General features: G+C 55.8%; 14 protein-coding genes. 1 reads left to right on the top strand and 13 read right to left on the bottom strand.

Annotated elements, in window-relative coordinates; all coding sequences use genetic code 11:
- Positions 1-5: 5 nt before the first annotated feature.
- The 13 genes from ACO08I_RS28490 to ACO08I_RS28430 all read right to left on the bottom strand — a co-directional run bounded on the left by ACO08I_RS28490 (position 6) and on the right by ACO08I_RS28430 (position 22723).
- Positions 6-653 (bottom strand): hypothetical protein, encoded by a 648-nt coding sequence (locus ACO08I_RS28490; RefSeq protein WP_421947870.1) that lies wholly within the window; start codon positions 651-653, stop codon positions 6-8.
- The gene (locus tag ACO08I_RS28485; protein ID WP_421947869.1) at positions 650-1273 is read right to left on the bottom strand and encodes a hypothetical protein; all 624 of its coding nucleotides are present in this window, start codon (positions 1271-1273) and stop codon (positions 650-652) included. The genes ACO08I_RS28490 and ACO08I_RS28485 overlap by 4 nt, the downstream gene beginning before the upstream one ends.
- A 1480-nt stretch (positions 1274-2753) precedes the next feature.
- A complete protein-coding gene (locus ACO08I_RS28480; protein WP_421947868.1) occupies positions 2754-5846 on the bottom strand; it encodes a TonB-dependent receptor domain-containing protein in 3093 nt (1030 codons plus the stop codon).
- Between the two features lie 137 nt (positions 5847-5983).
- On the bottom strand, positions 5984-6673 hold the full coding sequence (locus ACO08I_RS28475; RefSeq protein ID WP_421947867.1) for a TIGR04282 family arsenosugar biosynthesis glycosyltransferase: 690 nt from the start codon (positions 6671-6673) through the stop codon (positions 5984-5986).
- 1714 nt (positions 6674-8387) lie between these two features.
- Positions 8388-10862 (bottom strand): TonB-dependent receptor domain-containing protein, encoded by a 2475-nt coding sequence (locus tag ACO08I_RS28470; protein WP_421947866.1) that lies wholly within the window; start codon positions 10860-10862, stop codon positions 8388-8390.
- A 77-nt stretch (positions 10863-10939) separates the two neighbouring features.
- Positions 10940-12211 (bottom strand): sensor histidine kinase, encoded by a 1272-nt coding sequence (locus ACO08I_RS28465; RefSeq protein ID WP_421947865.1) that lies wholly within the window; start codon positions 12209-12211, stop codon positions 10940-10942.
- Positions 12208-12885, bottom strand: a complete 678-nt coding sequence (locus tag ACO08I_RS28460; RefSeq protein ID WP_282778815.1) for a response regulator transcription factor — start codon at positions 12883-12885, stop codon at positions 12208-12210. Before ACO08I_RS28460 ends, ACO08I_RS28465 begins: the two co-directional genes overlap by 4 nt.
- A 1320-nt stretch (positions 12886-14205) precedes the next feature.
- The gene (gene tnpA, locus ACO08I_RS28455; RefSeq protein WP_421947864.1) at positions 14206-14670 is read right to left on the bottom strand and encodes an IS200/IS605 family transposase; all 465 of its coding nucleotides are present in this window, start codon (positions 14668-14670) and stop codon (positions 14206-14208) included.
- Positions 14671-15364: 694 nt separating this feature from the next.
- Entirely contained in the window at positions 15365-16876 is a 1512-nt protein-coding gene (locus ACO08I_RS28450) for a PH domain-containing protein (RefSeq protein ID WP_421947863.1), read from the bottom strand.
- Entirely contained in the window at positions 16863-17390 is a 528-nt protein-coding gene (locus ACO08I_RS28445; RefSeq protein WP_421947862.1) for a PH domain-containing protein, read from the bottom strand. The genes ACO08I_RS28450 and ACO08I_RS28445 overlap by 14 nt, the downstream gene beginning before the upstream one ends.
- Positions 17391-19061: 1671 nt before the next feature.
- Positions 19062-20252 carry a hypothetical protein gene (locus ACO08I_RS28440; RefSeq protein WP_421947861.1) on the bottom strand — a complete coding sequence of 397 codons (1191 nt, stop codon included), beginning with the start codon at positions 20250-20252 and terminating at the stop codon, positions 19062-19064.
- Between the two features lie 126 nt (positions 20253-20378).
- Entirely contained in the window at positions 20379-21629 is a 1251-nt protein-coding gene (gene pepT / locus ACO08I_RS28435; RefSeq protein WP_421949737.1) for a peptidase T, read from the bottom strand.
- A 275-nt stretch (positions 21630-21904) separates the two neighbouring features.
- A complete protein-coding gene (locus tag ACO08I_RS28430; RefSeq protein ID WP_421947860.1) occupies positions 21905-22723 on the bottom strand; it encodes a M48 family metalloprotease in 819 nt (272 codons plus the stop codon).
- 1690 nt (positions 22724-24413) lie between these two features.
- Between ACO08I_RS28430 and ACO08I_RS28425 the strand changes: the two genes are divergently transcribed.
- Positions 24414-24758 carry a hypothetical protein gene (locus tag ACO08I_RS28425; protein ID WP_421947859.1) on the top strand — a complete coding sequence of 115 codons (345 nt, stop codon included), beginning with the start codon at positions 24414-24416 and terminating at the stop codon, positions 24756-24758.
- The last annotated feature ends 49 nt before the right edge of the window (positions 24759-24807 follow it).

Below are 24807 nucleotides of genomic sequence, written 5' to 3'. Positions count from 1 at the left end.
TCTTGCTAATCGTTTTCCCAGGCCACGCCATAATGCGCCGCCTGCATCTCGAACCGCCCTTCCGGCTTCACGCCGCACAGCCATTCGGTGAGCTTGTCGACGTAATGATCGAGGTGGGTGATTTGTTGAATGCCGTGCTCCACAATCGGGTCGAGGGTGGTCACGAACAGAGTGCCACCGTAGTGGTTCGTTTCCCAGGAGATGACCTCGCCCCTGCCGTTGGTCTGTACGATGCGGGCGTGCTCCGGTATACGGGTGTATACGCCGTGGGTGTGCCAGCAGGCGTGGCGGGCACTCAACCCTTCGTAAACCGGGTGGCTGTAGTCGGTTTGGGAAACGGGCGGATTGTTAGGGTCTTTTACCCACCAGTAGTTATTGACCGGGCGGTCCTCCCACTGCGCATCGAGCCAGTCGGCGGAGCTGTCGCCGGCCACGAAAACCTTGCCGCCCTGTTTCAGGAAGTTGTAGATGAGGCCTTTGCGCTCCCGAATCGCCGCCTGATTGGACTGAAAGGGCACAGCGATGGCTTTGAGGCCCTGCAGGGAGGCTTCCGTGAGGTCGTGAATGTACAGCAGCCGGTACAGGTGCTGGTATTTTCCCGCTTTCGCGAAAGCGTACTGCGACCTGACGCCGTTAAAGAGCAATCCTATCATGATACTGGTGTTTTGATGAGTTTGGTGAGTAAATTGTGGTAAAGCCGGGTCAGGCCTTCCATAGAGCCCGCATCGTCGGTGGTGCCGTAAGCGTAATCGCCCAGCGGGCCGCTGGCGGTGGCGAAGATGGTGCCCGGAGTGGTCTGCTCATCCAGCAACATAATGCAGCGCCCCCAGGTATCGGCTACCACTACTTCCGCCCGGGGAGCAGGCTGAATGTAGCCGCAGGCCCACCAGCCGCTGATGCCGTTGGAGAAGATGAAGTGGTCGAGGTCCACGCCTTCAAACAGTCCGTAGCGGTCGGATTTCAGGGTGTAGCGGATGTCGATGGTCTTTTTGCTGTTATCGGCTACCCACTGACTGCCGGGTAGCCAATTGGTGAACCAGCCGTCGAAGCAAAAGAGGGTTTTCCCCTGATTAAGAAAGCTTTGTACGGCTTCCCGCCAGCGGTACATGGCTACCTGATCGGTACCATTGGGGACGACGAGCAGGTCGTAGGGGCTGAAGTCCGGTGCGGTGGCCTGATGGGTAGGCAGGAAATCGTACTGCACGTGCGGCTGATCGAGGTAGCTCTCGCGGAGCCCGACGATGCCGTTGTCGATGACGGCTGCTTTGATCATGGTGGTGGTATTATTTTTCAATATTACTTACATGTGACCTCTACGAGGTCGGTTTCATTGATGTTAGCCGGGGGTTACTAACGTGGGACTTCTAACGAAGTCCTCATTTTCACCACGGCTGCGTAAAACCTGTCTACCCGGTAAAGCCAGGTAGAGCAACATGCTACTAAACAACTTAACATGTGACCTCTGCGAGGTCAGTTTCATTGATTTTAGCCGGGGGTTACTAACGTGGGACTTCTAACGAAGTCCTCATTTTCACCACGGCTGCGTAAAACCTGTCTACCCGGTAAAGCCAGGTAGAGCAACATGCTACTAAACAACTTAACATGCGACCTCTACGAGGTCGGTTTCATTGATTTTAGCCGGGGGTTACTAACGTGGGACTTCTAACGAAGTCCTCATTTTCACCACGGCTGCGTAAAACCTGTCTACCCGGTAAAGCCAGGTAGAGCAACATGCTACTAAACAATTTAACATGCGACCTCTGCGAGGTCAGTTTCATTGATGTTAGCCGGGGGTTAGCAACTTGGGATCTCTAACAAAGTCCTCATTTTCACCACGACTGCGTAAAACCTGTCTACCCGGTAAAGCCAGGTAGAGCAACATGCTACTAAACAACTTAACATGTGACCTCTGCGAGGTCAGTTTCATTGATTTTAGCCGGGGGTTACTAACGTGGGACTTCTAACGAAGTCCTCATTTTCACCACGGCTGCGTAAAACCTGTCTACCCGGTAAAGCCAGGTAGAGCAACATGCTACTAAACAACTTAACATGCGACCTCTACGAGGTCGGTTTCATTGATTTTAGCCGGGGGTTACTAACGTGGGACTTCTAACGAAGTCCTCATTTTCACCACGGCTGCGTAAAACCTGTCTACCCGGTAAAGCCAGGTAGAGCAACATGCTACTAAACAATTTAACATGCGACCTCTGCGAGGTCAGTTTCATTGATGTTAGCCGGGGGTTAGCAACTTGGGATCTCTAACAAAGTCCTCATTTTCACCACGACTGCGTAAAACCTGTCTACCCGGTAAAGCCAGGTAGAGCAACATGCGACTAAACAACTTAACATGTGACCTCTGCGAGGTCGGTTTCATTGATGTTAGCCGGGGGTTACTAACGTGGGACTTCTAACGAAGTCCTCATTTTCACCACGGCTGCGTAAAACCTGTCTACCCGGTAAAGCCAGGTAGAGCAACATGCTACTAAACAACTTAACATGCGACCTCTACGAGGTCGGTTTCATTGATGTTAGCCGGGGGTTACTAACGTGGGACTTCTAACGAAGTCCTCATTTTCACCACGGCTGCGTAAAACCTGTCTACCCGGTAAAGCCAGGTAGAGCAACATGCTACTAAACAACTTAACATGTGACCTCTGCGAGGTCGGTTTCATTGATGTTAGCCGGGGGTTAGCAACTTGGGACTTCTAACAAAGTCCTCATTTTCACCACGACTGCGTAGAAGTCGCATGTTACTAAAACACGTACCGCAAGGTAAACTGAAACTGCCGTGGTGCACTTGCATTCCGGCGGATCAGCCTGCCGCTCGCTGCCGAGCCCGGCTGAATCTGATTCGACTGCGTGGCGTTGTTGCTGTAGCCGCTCAGATTTTGGGTATTGAACACGTTGAAGACATCCGCCCGCAACTGCAGTTCGTTGCTGCCCAGCTGAAAATCGTACTGCAAGCCCACATCAAAGGTATTGGACCAGGGCAGTCGGTCGCTGTTGCGGCTTTCGCCCGGGAAACGGTCGCTGTTGCCCACGTAGGCATCGCCAAAGGAGGCGCCATCCCCGTTGAGGTCGGTGGTGGAAGCGGTAACGTCCACCAGGATGGGGTCGCCGTTTTGGTCGAAGGCAGGGGTGCCGTCCGGGGCGGTGAGCTGCTGCTGCACGGGGTTGCCATTCTCATCCACCACTACGTAGCTGACCGGAAGCGGCGTACGGTTGATCGGCTGCCCGCTTTGGATCAGGCCGGCCACGGTCAGCGATAGGTTTTCCACCGGATAGTACGTAAAGATGGTATTGATGATGTGGCGGCGGTCGTTGATGCTCGGCCCCCACTCTGCTTCGAAGTCATTGGCATCCATAGCGCGGAAGTTAATGTCTTCGGTATTGTTCTCCAGGTACGACAGGGTGTAGTTGAGGCGGAAGCTGTAGTCGTCCTCTCCCCTCGCCTTCTGGAAGTTGAAGCTTGCGGCGTAGTAGCGCGATTCGCCAGCGGTTTCGCTCATCACCACATTGCGGGCCACGCCGGTAAGCGTCTCCCCGTTGATTACTGCGCTGTTGCCATCAATAATCGGCAGCGGGCGGGAGGCATCGGCTTCGGCAATGGTGCGCACCTGCGGGTTGTCCGGATCCACCTCGTAGGGGGCGGCGGCATTGAGGTTGCGCAGGCGCAGCAGGTTGAAGGAGCGGTTGTGCACCAGGTCCACGAAGAACAGGCTGTTGTTGTTCATCTGCAGCTGATAGCCCAGCGCCATTTGGTGGGTGTAGGGGTTGTCGTAGCCATTGGGGTTGAGGATGCGGCGCTCGTTGCTGAAGACGCCCTCCCGCTGTTCCTGCAGGCTCTCCGCGGAGGGGCCTTGCAGATAGCCTACGTTGGAGGCAAAGCCGCTGAGGTTGCCCTCAAAGGTGACAGCACTCACATCTGTATCCGCCGGCAGTATGCCCTGATCGACAAAGTACTGAATTTGCTTGCGATAGTCCGCGCTAGTGGTGTTCTGCTGCAGTGCATCGCTGTAGATGGCGTAGGGGATTTTTTCGTAAAAAATGCCGTAGCCCCCGCGCAGGCTGCTGCGCCGCCCGAGCTTGTAGTTGAGGTTAAGGCGGGGCGCGATATTGTTGTAATCGCCCTCATCTGAGCCACCGGCGGAGAGGTTGTCGTAATCGTAGCGCAGGCCGAGAGTGGCGGTCAGGCGGGAAGTCGCCCGCCATTCGTCCTCCAGGTAGGCGGAGTAGATGGTCTGCCGCGCACCGAAGGAAGTAGGGCGCAATTCTACGGCATAGCCCAGAACTTCCACATCGCCCGGGATGTCGTTCACATTCAGGGCACTGCCCCGGCCGAGCCCCCGCACCTGATTGAGTTGGTCTTGGGTAAGGCGGACGGTGTAGTTGCCATCCACATTGCCACCTCCGAAGAGCTGATGGTCGGCAGAGATGACTGCCAGGCCGGTCTTCAGGGTGTGGTTGCCCGCGTAGTAGTTGAATTTTTGCTGGAACTGCACCGTGTTTTCCGTTTCGTCAAAGACAAAGCCCGGGTGACCGATAACGCCGACGGTGATGTCATTGGGATTGAAAATCGTCACCTGCGGGCCGGGACCGTTGAGTGCCCGACCGTAGTTCCAGCGGAAGCGGCTGTATTGTACATTGGTTTGTGCGCTGAAATTATTGCCAATGTAGTTATTCTTCAGCGCCACCAGGATTGAGTTCCGGTCCTGCACACTGCCCGCAGAGGGGAAAGTCACGCCCCCGTCGAGCCCGCCGCCCTGCCGCTCGATATTCACGAGGCCGACGTTCGCCCGCAGGCTGGAGGTGAAGTTGGGGCTCCAGTTGTGGTCGAGCTTACCGGAGATGTAGGTGAAGTTGTTTTCGCCGCGGACCGTTTCGTTTACGCCCAGGGCATCGGAGTTGAGGAGGTTGTCTTTCAGGTCGGTGGTGTGCTCTACGTTGAGGTAGTAAAAGGTCTGATCCTGCACAATGGCCCCGCCGAAGCCCACACCGGCCTGATAGCGTTGAAAGCCATCCTTTACCGGGTTGCCGGAAAGGTCGCGCTGCGCAAAGTCCGACTGACCGTCGATGACCGGCCCGGGACGAGTGATCAGGAAAGCCTCCCCGCCAAACTCATTGCTGCCGCTGCGGGTGGTGATGTTGACGATGCCATTTGCCGTAAGGCCGTACTCTGCGCTGTAGTTGTTGGTGAGCACCGTGATGTTGCGCGCGAAGCCCACCGGAATGGCGAACTTCTGGCCGCCCAGAAAGCGCTCGTTGTTATCCATGCCGTCGATGAGGTAGCTGGTGAAAAGCGGGTTGGCGCCGTTGATGGCTACATTGGGCGCTTCCGGGTAGAAGCCCGTGGCCTGAGAGACGTTGGGCAGGCGGAAAAGCACCCGGGTGATGTCCCGCCCTTCGATGGGCAGTTCTTCGATTTCCCGTTGTTTCAACTCGAAGGATACTTCGGCGTCAGTGCTGTTGATTTGGGTGGTGGAGGCCGCAGAAACCTCCACTGCATCAAGGGCAATCTGCCGGTTTTCGAACAGTGCCAGAGTGATGGTTGGATTTTGGTTGGACCGGATGCTGAATGGGTCCGACTCTCCGGAAAGGAAAGCCTCTGTTTCCTCCGTCAGCACTTTATAACCGGTGACTTCAGGCAAGCCTTTAAAAGTCGCCACGCCCTGATCATTGGTGGTAGCCAAACGCTCCAGACCACGGCTTTCATTGAGCAGCCGGACTTCCATGCCGGCAACCGGCGCATCCGTCAGGTAATTGATGAGGTTGACGTTGAGGTCGGCTTGTGCCAGCAAACCAGCAGCCGTGATGAAGCTCAGCAGGAGCGTCAATTGGATTTTCATAAAAGTGAGTATTTGAAATAGTGAGATTTTGAAAAGATGTACGGAAATGCCCACCGGGTCAGATCATCACCGGTGACCATTCTGCATCAGTTAGCGGGGCTAAGCCCTCATTTTCATGTTATTAACAGGTAGAAATACTACAGGCAAGCTGCGAAGGGAGGGGCACGAAGCCCAAGGGAGCGCAGTAAAGTCAGGTGAAAGGGGCGCCATTGAACTTGAAAAACGGCACCACTCTCCTGCCCCATCAAACGGCTCAGCGCCCGGCGCAGGACAAGAGGCAGGCGCCAAAACTGCCGGCTTAAGGTTCCGGGGCGGTCTATGTCGAAAGAGGTACTGAGCACAGCAACTCCCCCCCCGGCCAAAGCCTGAAGGGCTTCATAAACCGTATCGGTCTGCCAGGGCAGATTCGCAAAAGCGGCATGGTCAAAATCGGAACGCTGCAGCCCAATCAGGTAAGTGCCACCGTCTTGTGTCGGCCCAAGGACCAACCCATGCTGTTCCAGCGCACCTGCGGCCTGCAACAGCAAACCAGTGCTCAGTTCAGGGCAGTCGTTGCCGATAGCAATCACCCGCTCGTACCCCAGCTCAAAAACAGATTGATAAGCATTGGCCAGGCGTTCGCCGAAGGTGGCCCCTACCTGCTGATCGCCCTGAATGACAAAAAGCGGCAGCCCGGTACGCCGCGCCTGCTTTATGGCATAGCGGTTGAATTGCCGGAAAAGCGCAGCACTCCCCTTTTGGCTGCCGGCCAGAGGCTTGTAGCGCGCTTCGTCCTGCTCATTGCGAAGGAAAAGCAAAAGAGCCGTGCTATGCAATTGGGTGCTCATCGGGTGCTAAAGTAGGGAAAAATTTGGTGGGGTGGGTGTCGTTGAGGGGACAGTAGGATTAGAAGTACACTGATGACGCTGATCACACTGATCTTGCAACCCTGCTGCCGCCACACATGCATGCCCCTGCTCGAAATCTGCGAAAATCCGCGAAATCAGTCTAATCTGTGTTCCCCCTCACGCCGCGCACGACAATAGTACACTGATGTCGCTGATCTGACTGATCACACTGATCCTGCAACCCTGCTGCCGCCACACGAACATGCCCCGCTCTTATGCCCCTGCTCGCAATCCGTGCAAATCTGCGCAATCAGTCTAATCCGTGTTCCCCAAACTCCGCGTAACGCAATAGGACACTGATGACGCTGATCTGACTGATCACACTGATCCTGCAACCCTGCTGCCGCCACACGAACATGCCCCGCTCTTATGCCCCTGCTCGCAATCCGTGCAAATCTGCGCAATCAGTCTAATCCGTGTCCCCCCTCACGCCGCACACGACAATAGTACACTGATGACGCTGATCACACTGATCTTGCAACCCTGCTGCCGCCATGCATGCCACCGCTCGAAATCAGCGAAAATCTGCGCAATCAGTCTAATCCGTGTCCCCCCTCACGCCGCACACGACAATAGTACACTGATGACGCTGATCACACTGATCTTGCAACCCTGCTGCCGCCATGCATGCCACCGCTCGAAATCAGCGAAAATCTGCGCAATCAGTCTAATCCGTGCCCCCCCTCACGCCGCACACGACAATAGTACACTGATGACGCTGATCACACTGATCTTGCAACCCTGCTGCCGCCATGCATGCCACCGCTCGAAATCAGCGAAAATCTGCGCAATCAGTCTAATCCGTGCCCCCCTCACGCCGCACACGACAATAGTACACTGATGACGCTGATCACACTGATCTTGCAACCCTGCTGCCGCCATGCATGCCACCGCTCGAAATCAGCGAAAATCTGCGCAATCAGTCTAATCCGTGTCCCCCCTCACGCCGCACACGACAATAGTACACTGATGACGCTGATCACACTGATCTTGCAACCCTGCTGCCGCCATGCATGCCACCGCTCTTATGCCCCTGCTCGCAATCCGTGCAAATCCGCGCAATCAGTCTAATCCGTGTCCCCCCTCACGCCGCACACGACAATAGTACACTGATGACGCTGATCACACTGATCTTGCAACCCTGCTGCCGCCATGCGTGCCACCGCTCGAAATCAGCGAAAACCTGCGCAATCAGTCTAATCCGTATCCCCCCTCACGCCGCACACGACAATAGTACACTGATGACGCTAATCACACTGATCTTGCAATCCTGCTGCCGCCATGCATGCCACCGCTCGAAATCAGCGAAAATCTGCGCAATCAGTCTAATCCGTGTCCCCCCTCACGCCGCGCACGACAATAGTACACTGATGACGCTGATCTGACTGATCACACTGATCCTGCAACCCTGCTGCCGCCACACGAACATGCCCCGCTCTTATGCCCCTGCTCGCAATCCGTGCAAATCCGCGCAATCAGTCTAATCCGTGTCCCCCCTCACGCCGCACACGACAATAGTACACTGATGACGCTGATCTCAATAACAAGACACATCAATACGAAAGCCCAACCCATCCGCTCTTCTAACAAAAAAGCAGCGGATGCCATTCACCCGCTGCCAACCAATTTTCACAAAGTAGTGTATGAGTAAGTCTTAGAAATCACCGCCGCCGCCATCGTAGCCACCGCCATAATTACCCCGGCGCTTTTTCTGCTGATTGATGCGGTAGGAGAAGGTCAGACGGGCCTGACGGGCGCGCCACTGAAAGTCGCCTTCGCTGTAAAAGCCGGTGCCTTCGTTGACATAGCGCCAGCGGCGGGAGTTGAAGACGTCGCTTACGGAGAAGGTCAGTGTACCTTTCTTTTCCAAAATATCTTTGCTCAGGGTCAGGTCCATATGGTACATGGATTTATCGCGGCCCTGAGGATCATTGCGCGGTGCCCGGTAGTTGAAGCGGACCTGCGTATTGAGCTCGTCCCAAAGCGTGATCTGTGAAGTCAGCCGCCCAAAGGAAGTAATAGCGTCTGCCCCGAGGTCTTCGCCCGACTCAGTGGTACCGGAAATGATGGACCGGAAGAAATTGACGTTGCCATCCAAATCCCACCACTTGGTAGGGGAAACGGAGAAGGTGACGTCCACACCGTAGGCATCCTCTGTGGCCAGGTTTTCCGGCTGCGTGAAGGTGATGCCCTCGGAGTTGACCCGCTGAATACGTTCCGTTTTGCCTGTGGTGAAGCGGTAGAAAACGCCCGCTGTCATCGAAGCGTTATCCCAGTATTTCAGGTAGTTGATCTCGTAGGAGTCGGTGAATTCGGGGTCAAGGTTAGGGTTGCCGGTGAAGATGTTCCGGGCATCGCTGAAGCTGAAGAACGGGTTCAGGCTCCAGAAGTTAGGCCGGTTGATGCGGCGGCTGTAGCTCACCTGCATGGAATTGCCGGTTTCGCCCAGGTCGTAGCCCAGGAATACACTGGGGAACAGGTTGAAGTATTCCCGTGGATTGACCTGCTCGGTGGCGACTAATTCAGTAACCATATTAGTATATTCAGCTCTCACCCCGGCCTGGAAGGAGAAGTCACCGTACTTATTGCCAATGCTCGTATAGGCGGCATAGACATCCTCGTCAAACAGGAAGTTATTGGTGAACTCGGGCAGGTTTTCCCACCCACTCACTCCAAATTCATCTACCTGGAAGTTGGTTTCTATATCGCGCAGGCCAGCCCGCAGCCCCACCTCAAATTTGCCCTCTTCGGCAAAGGGCCGCACATAGTCGGCCTGCCAGATCAGTTGTCTTTGCAGCTCCAGATTGCTGGACCGCTGCTCCAGCTCGCTCGCACCGGTCTCTTCAAATTCCGGGGTAAAGTAGGCCTCGCGGATGGTGGACGTTTCCAGCTCCTCACTGTCCTGATAGCGGATATCAGTGGTGAGCTGATGCCCCTTGCCTTTGAATTCCTTGCGATAGGTCATGACATATTCCAGGTCGGCTTCCTCTTCCCGCTCATTATCGGTACGGGTGCTGATACCGGTGGGATTATCCAGGCTGTTGATAAAATCGCGGTAGGTAATCTCCGAGATATTGTCGCCATCTTCCACGCTGTAGGTAAAATTAGCGGTCAGCGTGCTGGTTTCGCTAAAGCTGTAGTCCGCTCCCACACGGATGTTATTGTCCCATCCGCCACGGGTACGGTCCCGGGTCAAGTCCTGGATAAACGTCGTATCCGGGCCAAATTCGTTGCGGTCATAGACTTCCTGGTAGCGGCTGCCACTGCCGGGGCTCTGCCGGTAGGTCAGGCCATAGTTGGCAAAGAAATTCCACTTCTTGACGCGGTAGTTGGTATTGATGGCCAGGCCTGCCTGTTCCGGGTAGCCCCCGGTGATGTCCACCGAGCCATTCCAGCCTTTGCGCTTTTCTTTTTTGAGAATGATGTTGATAATACCCGCCATTCCTTCGGCTTCGTACCGGGAGCTGGGGTTGGTAATCACTTCCACCCGCTCGATCAGGTTGGCGGGGATGTTGCGCAGGCCATCGGTATCCCCTACGCCGACCAGGCTCGAAGGCCGGCCGTTGATCAGGATGCGCACGCCACCACTGCCGCGCAGGCTCACATTGCCTTCCACATCCACCGTGACTGAAGGAACGTTGTCCAGCACATCCGTAGCCGAACCGCCGAGGTTCGCCAGGTCCTTGCCGACATTGAATACGCGCTTGTCCAGCGACATCTGCATGCGGCTTTTCTCTGCCCGCACTTCCACTTGCTCAAGGGTGGTGGCATCCGGCCGCATTTCAATTTTGCCCAGATCGGCACTCATCCGGCCACGGGCAATCTCGAAAGGCTTCGTTTCCAGCTTTTGGTAAGAAATGTAAGCCACTTCCAGGTAGTAGCGGCCTGTTTTCAGTTCTATGGAGAAAATGCCCTCTCCATCGGTAATGCCACCCGTCACCAGATTGCTGTCTGGCAAGGCATAAACCGATACTGTGGTGTATTCCAAAGGAGCCCCTGTGGAGCCATCTATAATTTGCCCTTTCACAAGCCCCTTCATGTCATCGCCGGGGTCTGTGGAGGCACCCTTTGCGGCGTGCAAAAAGGAAAAGGTGAGCAGAAATGTGAGTAAGGTCAGGTGAAACTTCATGCTTGAATTTTATTTACGACAAAGGTAAGAGGCGAATCTATCGCTCACCTGTAGTAATGTTGAAGCAATTCTGAAGTTTAAACATTTGTCGGGAAAATCACACTTATTTCGTGCCAGCCGTCCTGAAAATCGTAGTTGACAGACAGGCGGTTGGTGTCGCAGATCTTCTTAACGATGGCCAGCCCGAGCCCCATTGACTTCTCGGATTGCTGGTTTTTGCGGAAGCGCTTGAAGAGATCCCGGGTAGGGATGGTAGGAGCCGCACCGGTATTGCGGATGATAAGGCCCTTGTGGTCCAGGTGAACCTCAATGGCACCATCTTCCTGATTGTGGCGGATGGCATTGCGCACCAGGTTGGAGACCAACACATCAGCCAGGGTGGGATCAAGGGCAACCTTCACACCGGGGTTGACGTCCCGCTTCACGGGCAGGCCCCGCAGCATCGCCAGCTCCTCAAAATTATCGATACAGGCGTTCACGATGGCCGAAAAATCAATTTTATGCTGCGCCCGGAACTCGTGGTTCTCAATTTTGGTGAGCAGCAACAGAGCGCTGCCCAGTTTAGACAAGCGCCGGAGTGCCGTTTGCGCATCGTCGATGAGCCGGAGTTGCTCCTGGTCCAGGGACGGGGTTTCCTGTAGGAGCTCCAGCTTGCCCCGGGCGATAGACAGGGGCGTTTGCATCTCGTGGGAAGCATTCTCAGAAAACTCCCGGACCGTGCGGAAATCCCGCCTTGCCCGCTCCGTCATAGCCGATACAAAGGCGTTGAGCTGCCGGAACTCCCGGGTAGTGGTCCTGGGCAAATCCAGAGGCTCGGACTGCTTGATGTTAAAGCCCCGGATGCTGCTCAGGATGCGCTGAAATGGGGTTAGCAGCCATCGGGTCACCAGAAAACTGGCAATCAGCATGCCCACGCCGAGGATGAGAAAGAGCCGCCAGATGATTTCCACCACCACATCGTAGATATCATCGGATTCGATGAAAACATCAGTGATGGTAATATGGAAAAAACTGCCGTCCACTTCTTTCACGGCTTCCAGCTTCCGGTAGGGTTCGGTTTCGCCTTCGCGGTAGGGATGCGGAGCGATGGTGTCTGAGAACCGATAGAAGGTATCAACCTGCAGGTGGTCCCCCAGGTATTCAATCTCTGCTTTGCGGCGGCGCAGGATCTCCAGGGGGATGCCATCCCGGATATCGCTGGCCATATCCTGTACCTCATCGTAGAGCGCGTAGTCCGTCTCTTTGATCACTTCCGTTTCCACCACATGGTAGGTCACGTAGCCGCCGATGCCAAAGACCAGCACGGACACCAGCAGGTAAAACACGGTCGTTTTGGCAATCAGGTTCATCGGTTGGTAAATTTATAGCCCAGCCCGTAGATGGTTTTGATGTGCTCTTCGCAGCCTTCGATGGCGATCTTCTTACGGAGGTTTTTGATGTGCTGATACACAAAATCGAAAGAGTCTAATAGGTCCACATCATCGCCCCAGAGGTGCTCGGCGATCACCTGCTTGGTCAGTACCCGGTTTTTATTGGTAATGAAAAACAGGAGCAGCTCGTACTCCTTGACGGTCAGGGTAATGGGCTGATCGGAGACGGTTACTTCCCGGGTATCGGTATCAATGCGGATGCAGCCATGCTCCAATACTTTATGCCCCTGCTGACGGCGGCGGCGGAAGATAGCGTTGAGGCGGGCGTTGAGTTCGGAAAGGTGGAAAGGCTTGGTCAGGTAATCATCGGCTCCCAGTTCGAGCCCTTTGATTTTGTCGTCCAGTGCATTTTTTGCGGAGATGATGAGCACGCCTGTTTCCGGGTTCATCCGCTTGAGCAGGCGCAGGAGGTTGAGGCCGCTCCCATCGGGCAGCATCAGGTCGAGCAGCACAATATCATAGCTGAAGGACAGGAGGCGGTCCTGTGCTTCCGCAAAGTTGCGCGCGGCTTCGCAAACTACGTCGCCACGGCTCAGATACGCCCGGATGTTGTCTACCAGTTCTTGCTGATCTTCTACTATGAGCAATTTCATAATAGCAAAGGTAAAAAGTGATTCTGTAGAAATTTTGAAGTCCCTGTCGCTATCCTCTCCCATAAGCATCAGACCGGTAAGCCCGGACCTGACCTCGGCAAAGCATACGTTGCTCACTACCACCTTTACGGGGTCAGTGCGCTACAGGGCCTAAGGCTAGTAAGGTTTTTTATCCGGCAAAGCCTGCTTTGGCAACAGAGACCGGAAAGGTTAACTTTTAAGGTTGGGGTGACTTACTGCCTAAGCAGCGCATGCGACCTCTGCGAGGTCGAACCTCTCTCGTTCCGGAAGTTAGTAAGATATGACTTCTACGAAGTCAGCCTGTGAAGCCCCATACTATTAACGTCAACTTGGTGCCCCGGTACTGACCTCGCCAGAGGTCACACCTTACTCACTCCCAGCCACAGCAGCCAAACGACCTCGCAGAGGTCGCACTCCAAGCCTCTTAACCGCTACCAAGCCAGCTTGGAAAGACCCACACCATGAGCGCCTGCCTGGTAATACAGACACTGACCTCGCCAGAGGTCACACCTTACTCACACCCAGCCACAGCAGCCAAACGACCTCGCAGAGGTCGCACTCCAAGCCTCTTAACTGCTACCAAGCCAGCTTGGAAAGACCCACACCATGAGCGCCTGCCTGGTAATACAGACACTGACCTCGCCAGAGGTCACACCTTACTCACACCCAGCCACAGCAGCCAAACGACTTCGCAGAGGTCGCACTCCAAGCCTATTAACTGCTACCAAGCCAGCTTGGAAAGACCCACACCATGAGCGCCTGCCTGGTAATACAGACACTGACCTCGCCAGAGGTCACACCTTACTCACTCCCAGCCACAGCAGCCAAACGACTTCGCAGAGGTCGCACTCCAAGCCTATTAACCGCTATCAAGCCAGCTTGGAAAGACCCACACCATGAGCACCTGCCTGGTAATACAGACACTGACCTCGCCAGAGGTCACACCTTACTCACACCCAGCCACAGCAGCCAAACGACTTCGCAGAGGTCGCACTCCAAGCCTCTTAACCGCTACCAAGCCAGCTTGGAAAGACCCACACCATGAGCGCCTGCCTGGTAATACAGACACTGACCTCGCCAGAGGTCACACCTTACTCACTCCCAGCCACAGCAGCCAAACGACCTCGCAGAAGTCGCACTCCAAGCCTCTTAACCGCTACCAAGCCAGCTTGGAAAGACCCACACCATGAGCGCCTGCCTGGTAATACAGACACTGACCTCGCCAGAGGTCACACCTTACTTAACTCAACAGACCATAGCAAAACGACCTCGTAGAGGTCGCACACTCACCACTTTTAGCTAGTTTTCCCAAAAATCAAAAGGCCTTTTTCTACCAGTTTCTATTTCATAAGCTTTCAGGAAAGACGAAAACTCCTCCCGGAACGTCCGTTTCCGGTGGTGCGCCTTTTGATTTTGAATATACCAGTATACCCGTTCCACGTGAGATTTGCTATAAGAAAAAGCAGCGTATCCGGCCTGCCATTGGAATTTTTGAGGGCAAAACTGATTGTCGTTAATAAAATTAGTACTCGCTTTCTTCGTCTCCTGAACTAAATGAGAAAGGGATTCAGCAGGTTTGAAGCCGATTAAAAGGTGCGTATGGTCTGGCATACCGTTAATTGCCATCATTTTGTGCCCTCTTTTTTGTACGATCCCTGTGATGTATTTATATAGCTCTTCTTCCCATTCAGGTCTAATGTGGGCTTGTCGGCACTTTACTACAAATATAAGCTGGATATAAATTTGAGTGTAGGAGTCTGCCATAACTATTGCTTTTACTTATATGTCGCGGAAGGATGGTAAATTCCATAAATCCCAGGAAAAAAACTTTCGCTTTTTTTAGGTTTGGGTTCCGGAATCAATTTTAGTTAGGGCAACATTTCAAACTTAAAGCAGGTATAGCGCTTGTACATATGCGACCTCTACGAGGTCGAACCTGCCTCGTTCCCCGGGTTAATAAGCTGTGACTTCTACGAAGTAAGCCTGGACGCCCCCCACTATGAACATCAGACCGGTAGCACGGAACTGACCGCGGCTAAGGTCAAATATTACTCTCTCACCTACCCAGAACCACAAAACGACCTCTTTCCATGGGTTGGAAAGCGACGGCTTCCACGAAGTTATTTTGGGCTGCTCAGAACCTATGTATCTACCTGGTAGCTCAGAACTGAACTCGCCAGAGGTCACACCTTACTCACTCCCAGCCACAGCAGCGAAACGACCTCGCAGAGGTCGCACCCAAAGCCACAATTACCCACTATTCCGACGACGAAGTAATTTGGCACCATGACTTCGTGCCTGCCCGTGTCCCGTCGCCAGAGGCTTTGGCCGCCGGTGACCATGCAAAGGCAGGCGGGTCGGCATACCTGTGCATACCGGCATACTCGTGCGTCGGGTTTGTGCCTTCGCCCAAACCTCTCCGTTCCGAGTATAATCATACCATCCAGAAAGCGTCTTTTTACATCCAATCCTCCCGCCGGCTTTCCACCCGGTACAGCACATAGTCCTGCAGCGCCCGCGCCAGATCAAGCGGCAGGAAAGGTACCCGCACCGAGCCCCCCGCCGTGTACAACTCAACAGAAGCCAAAGCCCGCCGCCGCTGAAAAAACGACTGCCGGATACGAACCGACTGCACCTTATAAACCGGCAGCAACGTAACCGTCCGCCCCAGCACTCCCTCCGAAGTCTTCAGGTATTCCGGGGACAACCACAACCGGAAACGCTGCTGATACGCCCAAAGGTACAAGCCCCCCAGCACCGGAAAACCAACCGCCGGCAGGGCAAAGCGCGGCTCCTGCAACAAGTATCCCAAAGCCCCAAAAACAACCGCAGGCAGCAACATAAACCGGATATACCAGATAAAATACGCTTTGGAAATGCAATGCCCCCGAAACTCAGCCTCCGCACTGCCCTCAAAACTCGAATGTACCACGTCATTCACCTGAGCCTGTTTACAACCGGGAATGGAAATTTGCTCCGCTGCCCGCTCCGAGCCCGAAATCGCCTGATGAATCGACACCCGGAACAGCCCCAGCAACCGCCGCAGCGGATTGTCCGTCCAGCGAATAAGCTGAATCTTGCGCTTCTGCATGGAAGCTTCCCGCCGGTTAAACAGCCCCGCCTTCAGCTGAAAACCGTCCCGGCTCTCAAAAAACTGTAAATCGTAGTGCTGCGTGACCGTCCGGATCAGGGTCAGGAAAAAAGCCACCACAAACAACAGGGTCGCCAATATCAAAAAGCCCCAAAAGCCCGGCTGCAGCATCGGCCAGCGCTCAATCAGGGTCTTGACCAGGTCTTGCTCAAAGGCACCGGCCACTGTAAACAGAAAGCCGAATACCGTACCCACGATCACTCCGGCCGTAGCAAGGTGGTTTTGGGTCACCCCAATCCGCAGCAAATCCTCAAAAGTCAGGCGGAGGACTATCGATTGCGCAAGCGGGGCACTTCGTTCGGAGGCTTCCGGGCCCAGGCCAGACCGCTCCTGCGCCTCTTCACGCTTTTGCTCCAGCACATAGGACCGCATCGCTTCGGCATCTTCGCGTTCCAGCGCATCAATCGTTACCTCATGCCCGCTGCTGCCGGCCGAGTCGACCCGCAGGCTCACTACACCAAGGAGGCGGTGCAGCACGTTCTGCTCAATATACAGGTTCTGAATGCGCTCAAAGGGGAGTTTGGTCAGGCTGCGGTTGAACACGCCTTTCTGAATCACCAGCTGATCTTCCTCCAAATGAAAGAAGTAACGGAAGTAAGCCACTACCGACACCCCAAGAGAGAATAAGCCTCCAATCAGCACCGTAGCATTCATCAGCAGCTCCGTATTGCTTTGCTCCTTATTGCTGCGAAATAAAAACACCAGCAAAATCGGCCAGGCCGCCCGAAGGATGCGCACCACAAATTTGTAAATGAAAATCGCGATCGCCGCTTGTGCCTGACGGCGGGGCTCAAGAAAATTCAGCTCACTCCTCTTCATCCGCCGCTACTTTTTGGGAAAGGAAATTGCGGATGCGCTCAGCGTCTTCTCTTTTCAGGCCGGGAATGACCAAGTCGCTCTGACTCCCCCCGGCGGTAAAGACCGACAGGCTCGACAGCCCAAACTGCCGCTCAATTACACCCTGCTCCACCTCGCTGTGCTGAATGCGCGTGAAGGGCACTACCGTGACCGACCGGAACAGCAAGCCGCGGCGGTACATCAAGTCGTGCTGCCGTACCGCATACCCCTTGATCCGGAAGCCGAGATAGCGCAGCACCGTGATCAGCAACAGCAAAAACACCCATAGCCCGGCAATACTCCACCGTACCACCGGCGGAAATCCTTCCACAAAAAAAGTATAGGCCAGGAAAACCCCCAGCACCCCCAGCCGGAACAGCCAAAGCCCAATCAGGTCCACCCGAAGATAAGCCGGATTGAGCCCCTGCCATTTCACCCCGGCTACACTCGGCAGCTCCTCAATTGACAATTGTGCGTTTTGGAATAATGTATTCATGCTTCCAAAATAGGCACTCTGCGGTGATTTTCAAATATTCGGATTCATATCACCCCCTGTGCTACTGCTTAAACTGCCCTTGCCCCTTTGCTTCTCCTGCGCTTACTATACCACAAGCCTATACTGATGCCCCTGCTCGCAATCCGTGAAAATCCGCGAAATCAGTCTAATCTGTGTCCCTCCTCACGCCGCTCACAACAATAGTACACTGATGACGCTGATCTGACTGATCTCACTGATCTGCCCAACGAGACCCGCCCCGCTGGAGGGCCCGCTCGGAAATCAGTGCAAATCTGCGCAATCCGTCCAATCCGTGTTCCCACCCGCCGCGCACGATGATAGTACACTGATGACGCTGATCTGACTGATCACACTGATCTGCTCAACGAGACCCGCCCCGCTGGAGGGCCATCCCGGGAATCCGTGGAAATCTGCGCAATCCGTCCAATCCGTGTTCCAACCCGCCACGCACGATGATAGTACACTGATGCCACTGATCTGACTGATGCCACTGATCTGCCCAACGAGACCCGCCCCGCCGGAGGGCCATCCCTGGAATCCGTGGAAATCTGCGCAAATCCGTCCAATCCGTGTTCCCACCCGCCGCGCACGATGATAGTACACTGATGACGCTGATCTGACTGATCTCACTGATCTGCCCAACGAGACCCGCCCCGCCGGAGGGCCATCCCTGGAATCCGTGGAAATCTGCGCAAATCCGTCCAATCCGTGTTCCCACCCGCCACGCACGATGATAGTACACTGATGACGCTGATCTGCTCAACGAGACCCGCCCCGCCGGAGGGCCATCCCGGGAATCCGTGGAAATCTGCGCAAATCCGTCCAATCCGTGTTCCAACACGCCGCTCACGATGATAGTACACTGATGACGCTGATCTGCCCAACGAGACCCGCCCCGCTGGATGGCCCGCTCGGAAATCAGTGCAAATCTGCGCAATCAGTCCAATCCGTGTTCCAACACGCCGCACACGATGATAGTACACTGATGACGCTGATCTCACTGATCTTACTGATCTGCCCAACGAGTCCCGCCCCGCCGGAGGGTCATCCCGGGAATCCGTGCAAATCTGCGCAAAGCCGTCTAATCCGTGTTCCAACCCGCCACACACGATAATAGTACACTGATGACACTGATCTGACTGATCTCACTGATCTGCCCAACGAGTCCCGCCCCGCCGGAGGGCCATCCTTGGAATCCGTGGAAATCTGCGCAAAGCCGTCCAATCCGTGTTCCAACCCGCCACGCACGATAATAGTACACTGATGACGCTGATCTCACTGATCTGCCCAACGAGTCCCGCCCCGCTGGAGGGCCATCCCTGGAATCCGTGGAAATCTGCGACATCCGTCCAATCCGTGTTCCCACCCGCCACGTACGATGATAGTACACTGATGACGCTGATCTGCCCAACGAGACCCGCCCCGCCGGAGGGCCATCCCGGGAATCCGTGGAAATCTGCGCAAATCCGTCCAATCCGTGTTCCAACACGCCGCACACGATGATAGTACACTGATGACGCTGATCTGCCCAACGAGTCCCGCCCCGCCGGAGGGCCATCCCGGGAATCCGTGGAAATCCGTCCAATCCATGTTCCAGTCTACCTCCGCGATCTCTGCGTGCCCCCCGCGAACACCGCGTGAAGACAACGCTCAAATCATCCGCCGTGCCCCCGCAATCTCCCGCTTCACGAAAGGCTTCAACCGCTCCACCGCCTGCAGCAACAACATCTCCTCACTTGGGAAAGGTACCGGCTGATTGCCAATCCGCTGCCGGGACTGCTTGCTCAGCGCCCGCTTATCGCCCCGGAAGGTCGCCGCGTAATTCTCGAATACGGCCTCCGCAAACATGGGCTCGGTATGAATCAAGTTGTCCGTAGAGCGGTCCACAAACTCCAGCCGCCCACTGACCCGCGCCGTCTTGTTCTGATAATTTTCCAGGATCAGCGCCCGTACCGTCACTTCCCGGGGCTGCGTAATATCGTTGCCCAAAGAATCCTTCGCTACATTGCCATTGGCATCCAGGACGTATTCCCAACCATCTTCCACCACCGCGGTCTCCTCGTACTCCCGCTCGCGCACCAGCCCGGGGCTGATTTCAATGCGGTTGATGCGCATCGCCACCTCGTAGTCGTAATGCAGCCCTTCCACCGGACGGGTATGATAGACCTTCCACTGACTATTCAGGTCCTGAACGGCCATTGCGGTAAGCTCCCGCTCAAAAGCATTGGGGATGGCCACCGGCGCCTCCTGCCGCATGCTCACCAGAATATGCGTCGTGCCCAGGTACAGGGCTTCTTCCTGCAGCTGCTCCACCTCCCGGTAACGGCTAAAATACTGCCGGATGCGGTCCAGCTCGGCGTACGCCCGGCGGGCAGCCAGCCGGTCTTCTCCCTGACGGGCATCCCGGAGCAGGCGTTTGGCCTCTGCATAGTGGAATTCTGCTGCTTTCTCCCGGCTCTCCATCTCCAGCTCGTCCACCTTTACGAAACGGAAGTTGGCCTTAATGCCTTCTTTGGATACCAGGGGCAACAGGGGTGCCACCGCCTCCTGACGCTTGCGGATACTGAGGTAGTGCTCGTGGATGCGCGCCCAGTTCTCCGGCCGGTTCTGCCGCTTGAGGCGGTCGGCTGCCGACAGGTCGCGCTGATTGGCTTTCTGAAAGGCTTCCTCCAGCGCCAGCACCAACCTGGTCTTCTTGTTTTTCTTACCGGCCAGACGACGGGCGGCCACTTCGATGGCAGCTTCATAATTGCCGTGCTCCACCAGCTTTTCCGGGGATACACAGGAACTCAGGCTTATAAAAAGGATAGCGATCAGGGAAAAGGAATATCGGGTACGCATAGTGTGTGGGTTTTTCTTATCCCCAAGTTACCACCCCTGCCTGCCCGATGTTCCTAAATTGGCGTTAAGCCGCGTGCAGATTCTGTTAAAAAATCTTAAGCCGGCAATATTGGCTCTTAAATTCTATTAAGAACGCTCTTCCCACAGGCGTACAATCTCCACAATCGTGCGCACGGCCGCTTCCATATCCTGCACCGACGACCATTCTTCCTTAGAGTGGAAAGCATACTCCCCGGCAAAAATATTCGGGCAGGGCAAGCCCATAAAAGACAAACGCGAACCATCTGTCCCGCCCCGGATACTGCGCTTTTGAGGCTCCAGGCCAGCCCGGCGCATAGCCTCCCCGGCATAGTCTACGATCTCGGGGCGCTTTTGGATCATCTGCTTCATGTTGCGGTACTGCTCTTTCACCACAAACTCCGCTTTGGAGTGCGGGTAGTGTTGCATCACCTGATCCAGATAGCCTTTCAGTTCGGCTTCGTGGGCTGCCAGCTTTTCATCCTCAAAATCGCGGATAATGAACTGCACTTGGGCTGACTCTGCCCCACCGCTGATGCTCACGGGGTGGACAAAACCTTCCTTGCCCTCCGTGGTCTCCGGTGAGAGGCGGTCTTTGGGCAGGGCCGCCACCAGATCAGCTGCAATTTTCAGGGCGCTCTCCAGCTTGCCTTTGGCGAAACCCGGGTGAATGCTTACACCAGTAATATTGACGGTGACCGCATCCGCAGAGAAGGTCTCATCCTCCAGGCTGCCCAGGCGCTCCCCATCAACGGTATAGCCAAAGTCAGCATTCAGCTTCTCCATATCCACGTGGTCCACGCCCCGGCCGATCTCCTCATCGGGCGTAAATAGGATACGGACAGCACCGTGCTTCACCTCCGGGTTTTGGGTAAAAAAGTGCACCGCGTCCATAATTTCGGCCACGCCGGCTTTGTTGTCTGCCCCCAGCAGCGTCGTCCCGCTAGCTGTGACGATATCGTGCCCGATTTTGTGCTTTAGTTCCGGGTGGTCTTCCGGGTTGAGCTGCACGGCAGGGTCATCGGGCAGGGTCAGTATGCCCCCGTCGTAATCTTTATGCACGAGCGGCTTCACCCCTTCCCCGCTACAGTCGGGCGAAGTATCCACATGGGAGCAAAAGCAGATGGTAGGCACCTGTTTGTCTGTATTGGCAGGCAGGGTGGCATAAACATAGCCGTGCTCATCGAGGTGGGCGTCCGCGATGCCCATTGCTTTCAGTTCTTCCACCAGGAGGCGGCTGAGGTTCTTCTGTTTTTCAGTAGACGGAAAGGTGGTGGATGCCGGGTCGGATTGCGTATCGATCTGTACGTACCGCAGGAAGCGGTCGAGTACCGTATGGTTAATGGTCAGGCTCATCATTTTTGCCGGCAATTTAGGGAATTTGGGGGGTAAGTTCATGCGGAGGGCTTAGAAAAAGGGTGGGCGGGATGGGTGCACGCTAAGGGCGCTATGAGAGGGGTGCACGCTAAGGGCGCTGTGGGAAAGGTTGCACGCGGAGAGCGCTGTGAGAAAGGTTGCACGCGGAGAGCGCTGTGAGAGGGGGTTCACGCTAAGGGCGGAAAACCCCGTGAAACCTCCGCAATCTCCGCGTGAAAATCTCCGCGACCTGCGCGTGAACCCACCCCGTGAAACCCCTAAGGCAAACTATTCTGAAAAGCCATCCAGGCCTGCGCATCCGAGTCAAAAGCCGTATCGCACATACGCTCTTCCGCCTCCATATTGATGGCCTCCACACGGTTGTCCGGGTTCGGGTGAGTGCTCAGGAACTGCGGCGGGTTCGCACTGCCCTGATCAATCAGCTTCTGAAAAAAGCTCGCCGCACCGTTTGCCGCGTACTCCGTTTCGCACAGGTAGATGACTGAGAACTGATCCGCCTGCGACTCATCATCCCGGCTAAACTTCAGCCCCAGCAGGCTGCCCAGGACATTATTCAGCAATTCCTGGTCTTCTCCCAGCAACAAGCCCAGCAAAGTCGCCACCCCATACTGTTGTGTGAGCTGCTGCGTGGAATGCCGCAAATCAGCGTGAGCAATCTCGTGCCCCATGACGCCCACAAAGTCATCCTTTTCCTCCAAAAACTTAATCAGGCCCGTGTACACAAAAATATAACCGCCCGGTGCCGCAAAGGCATTCAGCGTCTCCGGGTCATCAATGATATAAACCTCCCAGGCAAAATCCTGTGCGTACTTCACCTCCCCACTGCCCAGGATATCATCTACAATATCCTGCAAAAAAGCATAAGCCTCAGGGTACTGTGCCTGATCCAGGATAGGATACTCCTGAGGGTTCGCCAGGATTTCGTCCCGCAGTTCCCTGCCCAGCATTTTATCGTCCTCAATAGAGAATAAATTAATCCCGCCCCCGCGGTCATCGTCCCCACCACAGCCGGTGAAACTCACCGCACTAATCAGCAATACAAAAGCAAGCAGGGTCATCTGAATACGCTTCATCATGTTTGTTTTTTTAGTTTAATGGTTCTGACGCCCAAAACCGCGCCAGTCACATTTTAGGAACGGCAGGGACAGCGGTTAAAGTTCGTGGGCGCCCCCAAAGTTTTCTTAATTTGGTGAAAAACGGGCGGCACGGGCGGGCCCGCCGAGGCTGAGGCTGAGGCCAAGGTTGAGGCTGAGGCCAAGGTTGAGGCTGAGGCCAAGGTTGAGGTTAAGGTTGAGGTTGAGCACCAGCCTGCGTCACCCAGTGCCACGGCCGCTTTGCGACCGCCTCCCGGCAGACCAAGCGACCGGCACTGCTAGCCCCAAGCCACCGCCCCGGCAGCCCCAGCCCGGAAGACCCCGCCTGGCCCTCAACCTCATCCTCGCAAAGACCTCGCCACAGACCAACCTCAACCTCCCCCAGGAAAAGCATGGCACCGCCCAGCTGAGGTTGAGGTTGAGGTTGAGCACCAGCCTGCGTCACCCAGTGCCACGGCCGCTTTGCGACCGCCTCCCGGCAGACCAAGCGACCGGCACTGCTAGCCCCAAGCCACCGCCCCGGCAGCCCCAGCCCGGAAGACCCAGCCTGGCCCTCAACCTCATCCTCGCAAAGACCTCGCCACAGACCAACCTCAACCTCCCCCAGGAAAAGCATGGCACCGCCCAGCTGAGGTTGAGGTTGAGGTTAAGGCTGAGGACCAGGCTGCGTCACCCAGTGCTACGGCCGCTTTGCGACCGCCTCCTGACGACCCACCGACCGGCACTGCTCGCCCCAAGCCACCGCCCCGGCAGCCACCGCCAGGAAGACCCCGCCTGGCCCTCAACCTCATCCTCGCAAAGACCTCGCCACAGACCAACCTCAACCTCCCCCAGGAAAAGCATGGCACCGCCCAGCTGAGGTTGAGGTTGAGGTTAAGGCTGAGCACCAGCCTGCGTCACCCAGTGCCACGGCCGCTTTGCGACCGCCTCCTGACGACCCACCGACCGGCAACGCTCGCCCCCGAGCCACCGCCCCGGCAGACCAAGCCCAGGAAGACCCAGCCTGGCCCTCAACCTCATCCTCGCAAAGACCTCGCCACAGACCAACCTCAACCTCCCCCAGGAAAAGCATGGCACCGCCCAGCTGAGGTTGAGGTTGAGGTTAAGGCTGAGCACCAGGCTGCGTCACCCAGTGCCACGGCCGCTTTGCGACCGCCTCCTGACGACCCACCGACCGGCAACGCTCGCCCCCGAGCCACCGCCCCGGCAGACCAAGCCCAGGAAGACCCAGCCTGGCCCTCAACCTCATCCTCGCAAAGACCTCGCCACAGACCAACCTCAACCTCCCCCAGGAAAAGCATGGCACCGCCCAGCTGAGGTTGAGGTTGAGGTTAAGGCTGAGGACCAGGCTGCGTCACCCAGTGCCACGGCCGCTTTGCGACCGCCTCCTGACGACCCACCGACCGGCACTGCTCGCCCCCAAGCCACCGCCCCGGCAGCCACCGCCAGGAAGACCCCGCCTGGCCCCCGGCCTTGCAGCGTTTAGGGAAAATCGCGGAGGAGCGGCGTTCACGCAGTGACGTGGATACACTGTTTGAGCCCAAACGCCCAATCACCTGAAAAACCAGCATCATGCTATTCACCACGCACCCTTAACCCGCCCTGCACCAAGGCGAGTTTGTAGGCACGAGCCGCTCCTTCGCGATTTTCCCGTTAAGAACGATGCAGAGCCGTGATTTTTGTTTCTTTTCATCCAGGAAAAGAAAATGTAATATTTGCGCACAAGCCACCGCCCCGGCAGCCACCGCCAGGAAGACCCCGCCTGGCCCTCAACCTCATCCTCGCAAAGACCTCGCCACAGACCAACCTCAACCTCCCCCAGGAAAAGCATGGCACCGCCCAGCTGAGGTTGAGGTTGAGGTTAAGGCTGAGGACCAGCCTGCGTCACCCCAAGCCACGGCCGCTTTGCGACCGCCTCCTGACGACCCACCGCCCGGCACCGCTCGCCACTTTTACCCTCCTTCCTATCTACTTCAGCGGGCTGAGCATTTCCGAAGGCCCGTATGGGTTTCATTAAGCATTTTGCTGTTTTACATTTATCACCTGCAGCCCTTAAACCTACCTCT

Source organism: Phaeodactylibacter xiamenensis, from assembly GCF_965229835.1.
Classification (GTDB): Bacteria; Bacteroidota; Bacteroidia; order Chitinophagales; family Saprospiraceae; genus Phaeodactylibacter; species Phaeodactylibacter xiamenensis.
Note: the sequence above shows the minus strand (reverse complement) of the source record. Positions and strands in the feature narration are given on the sequence as shown.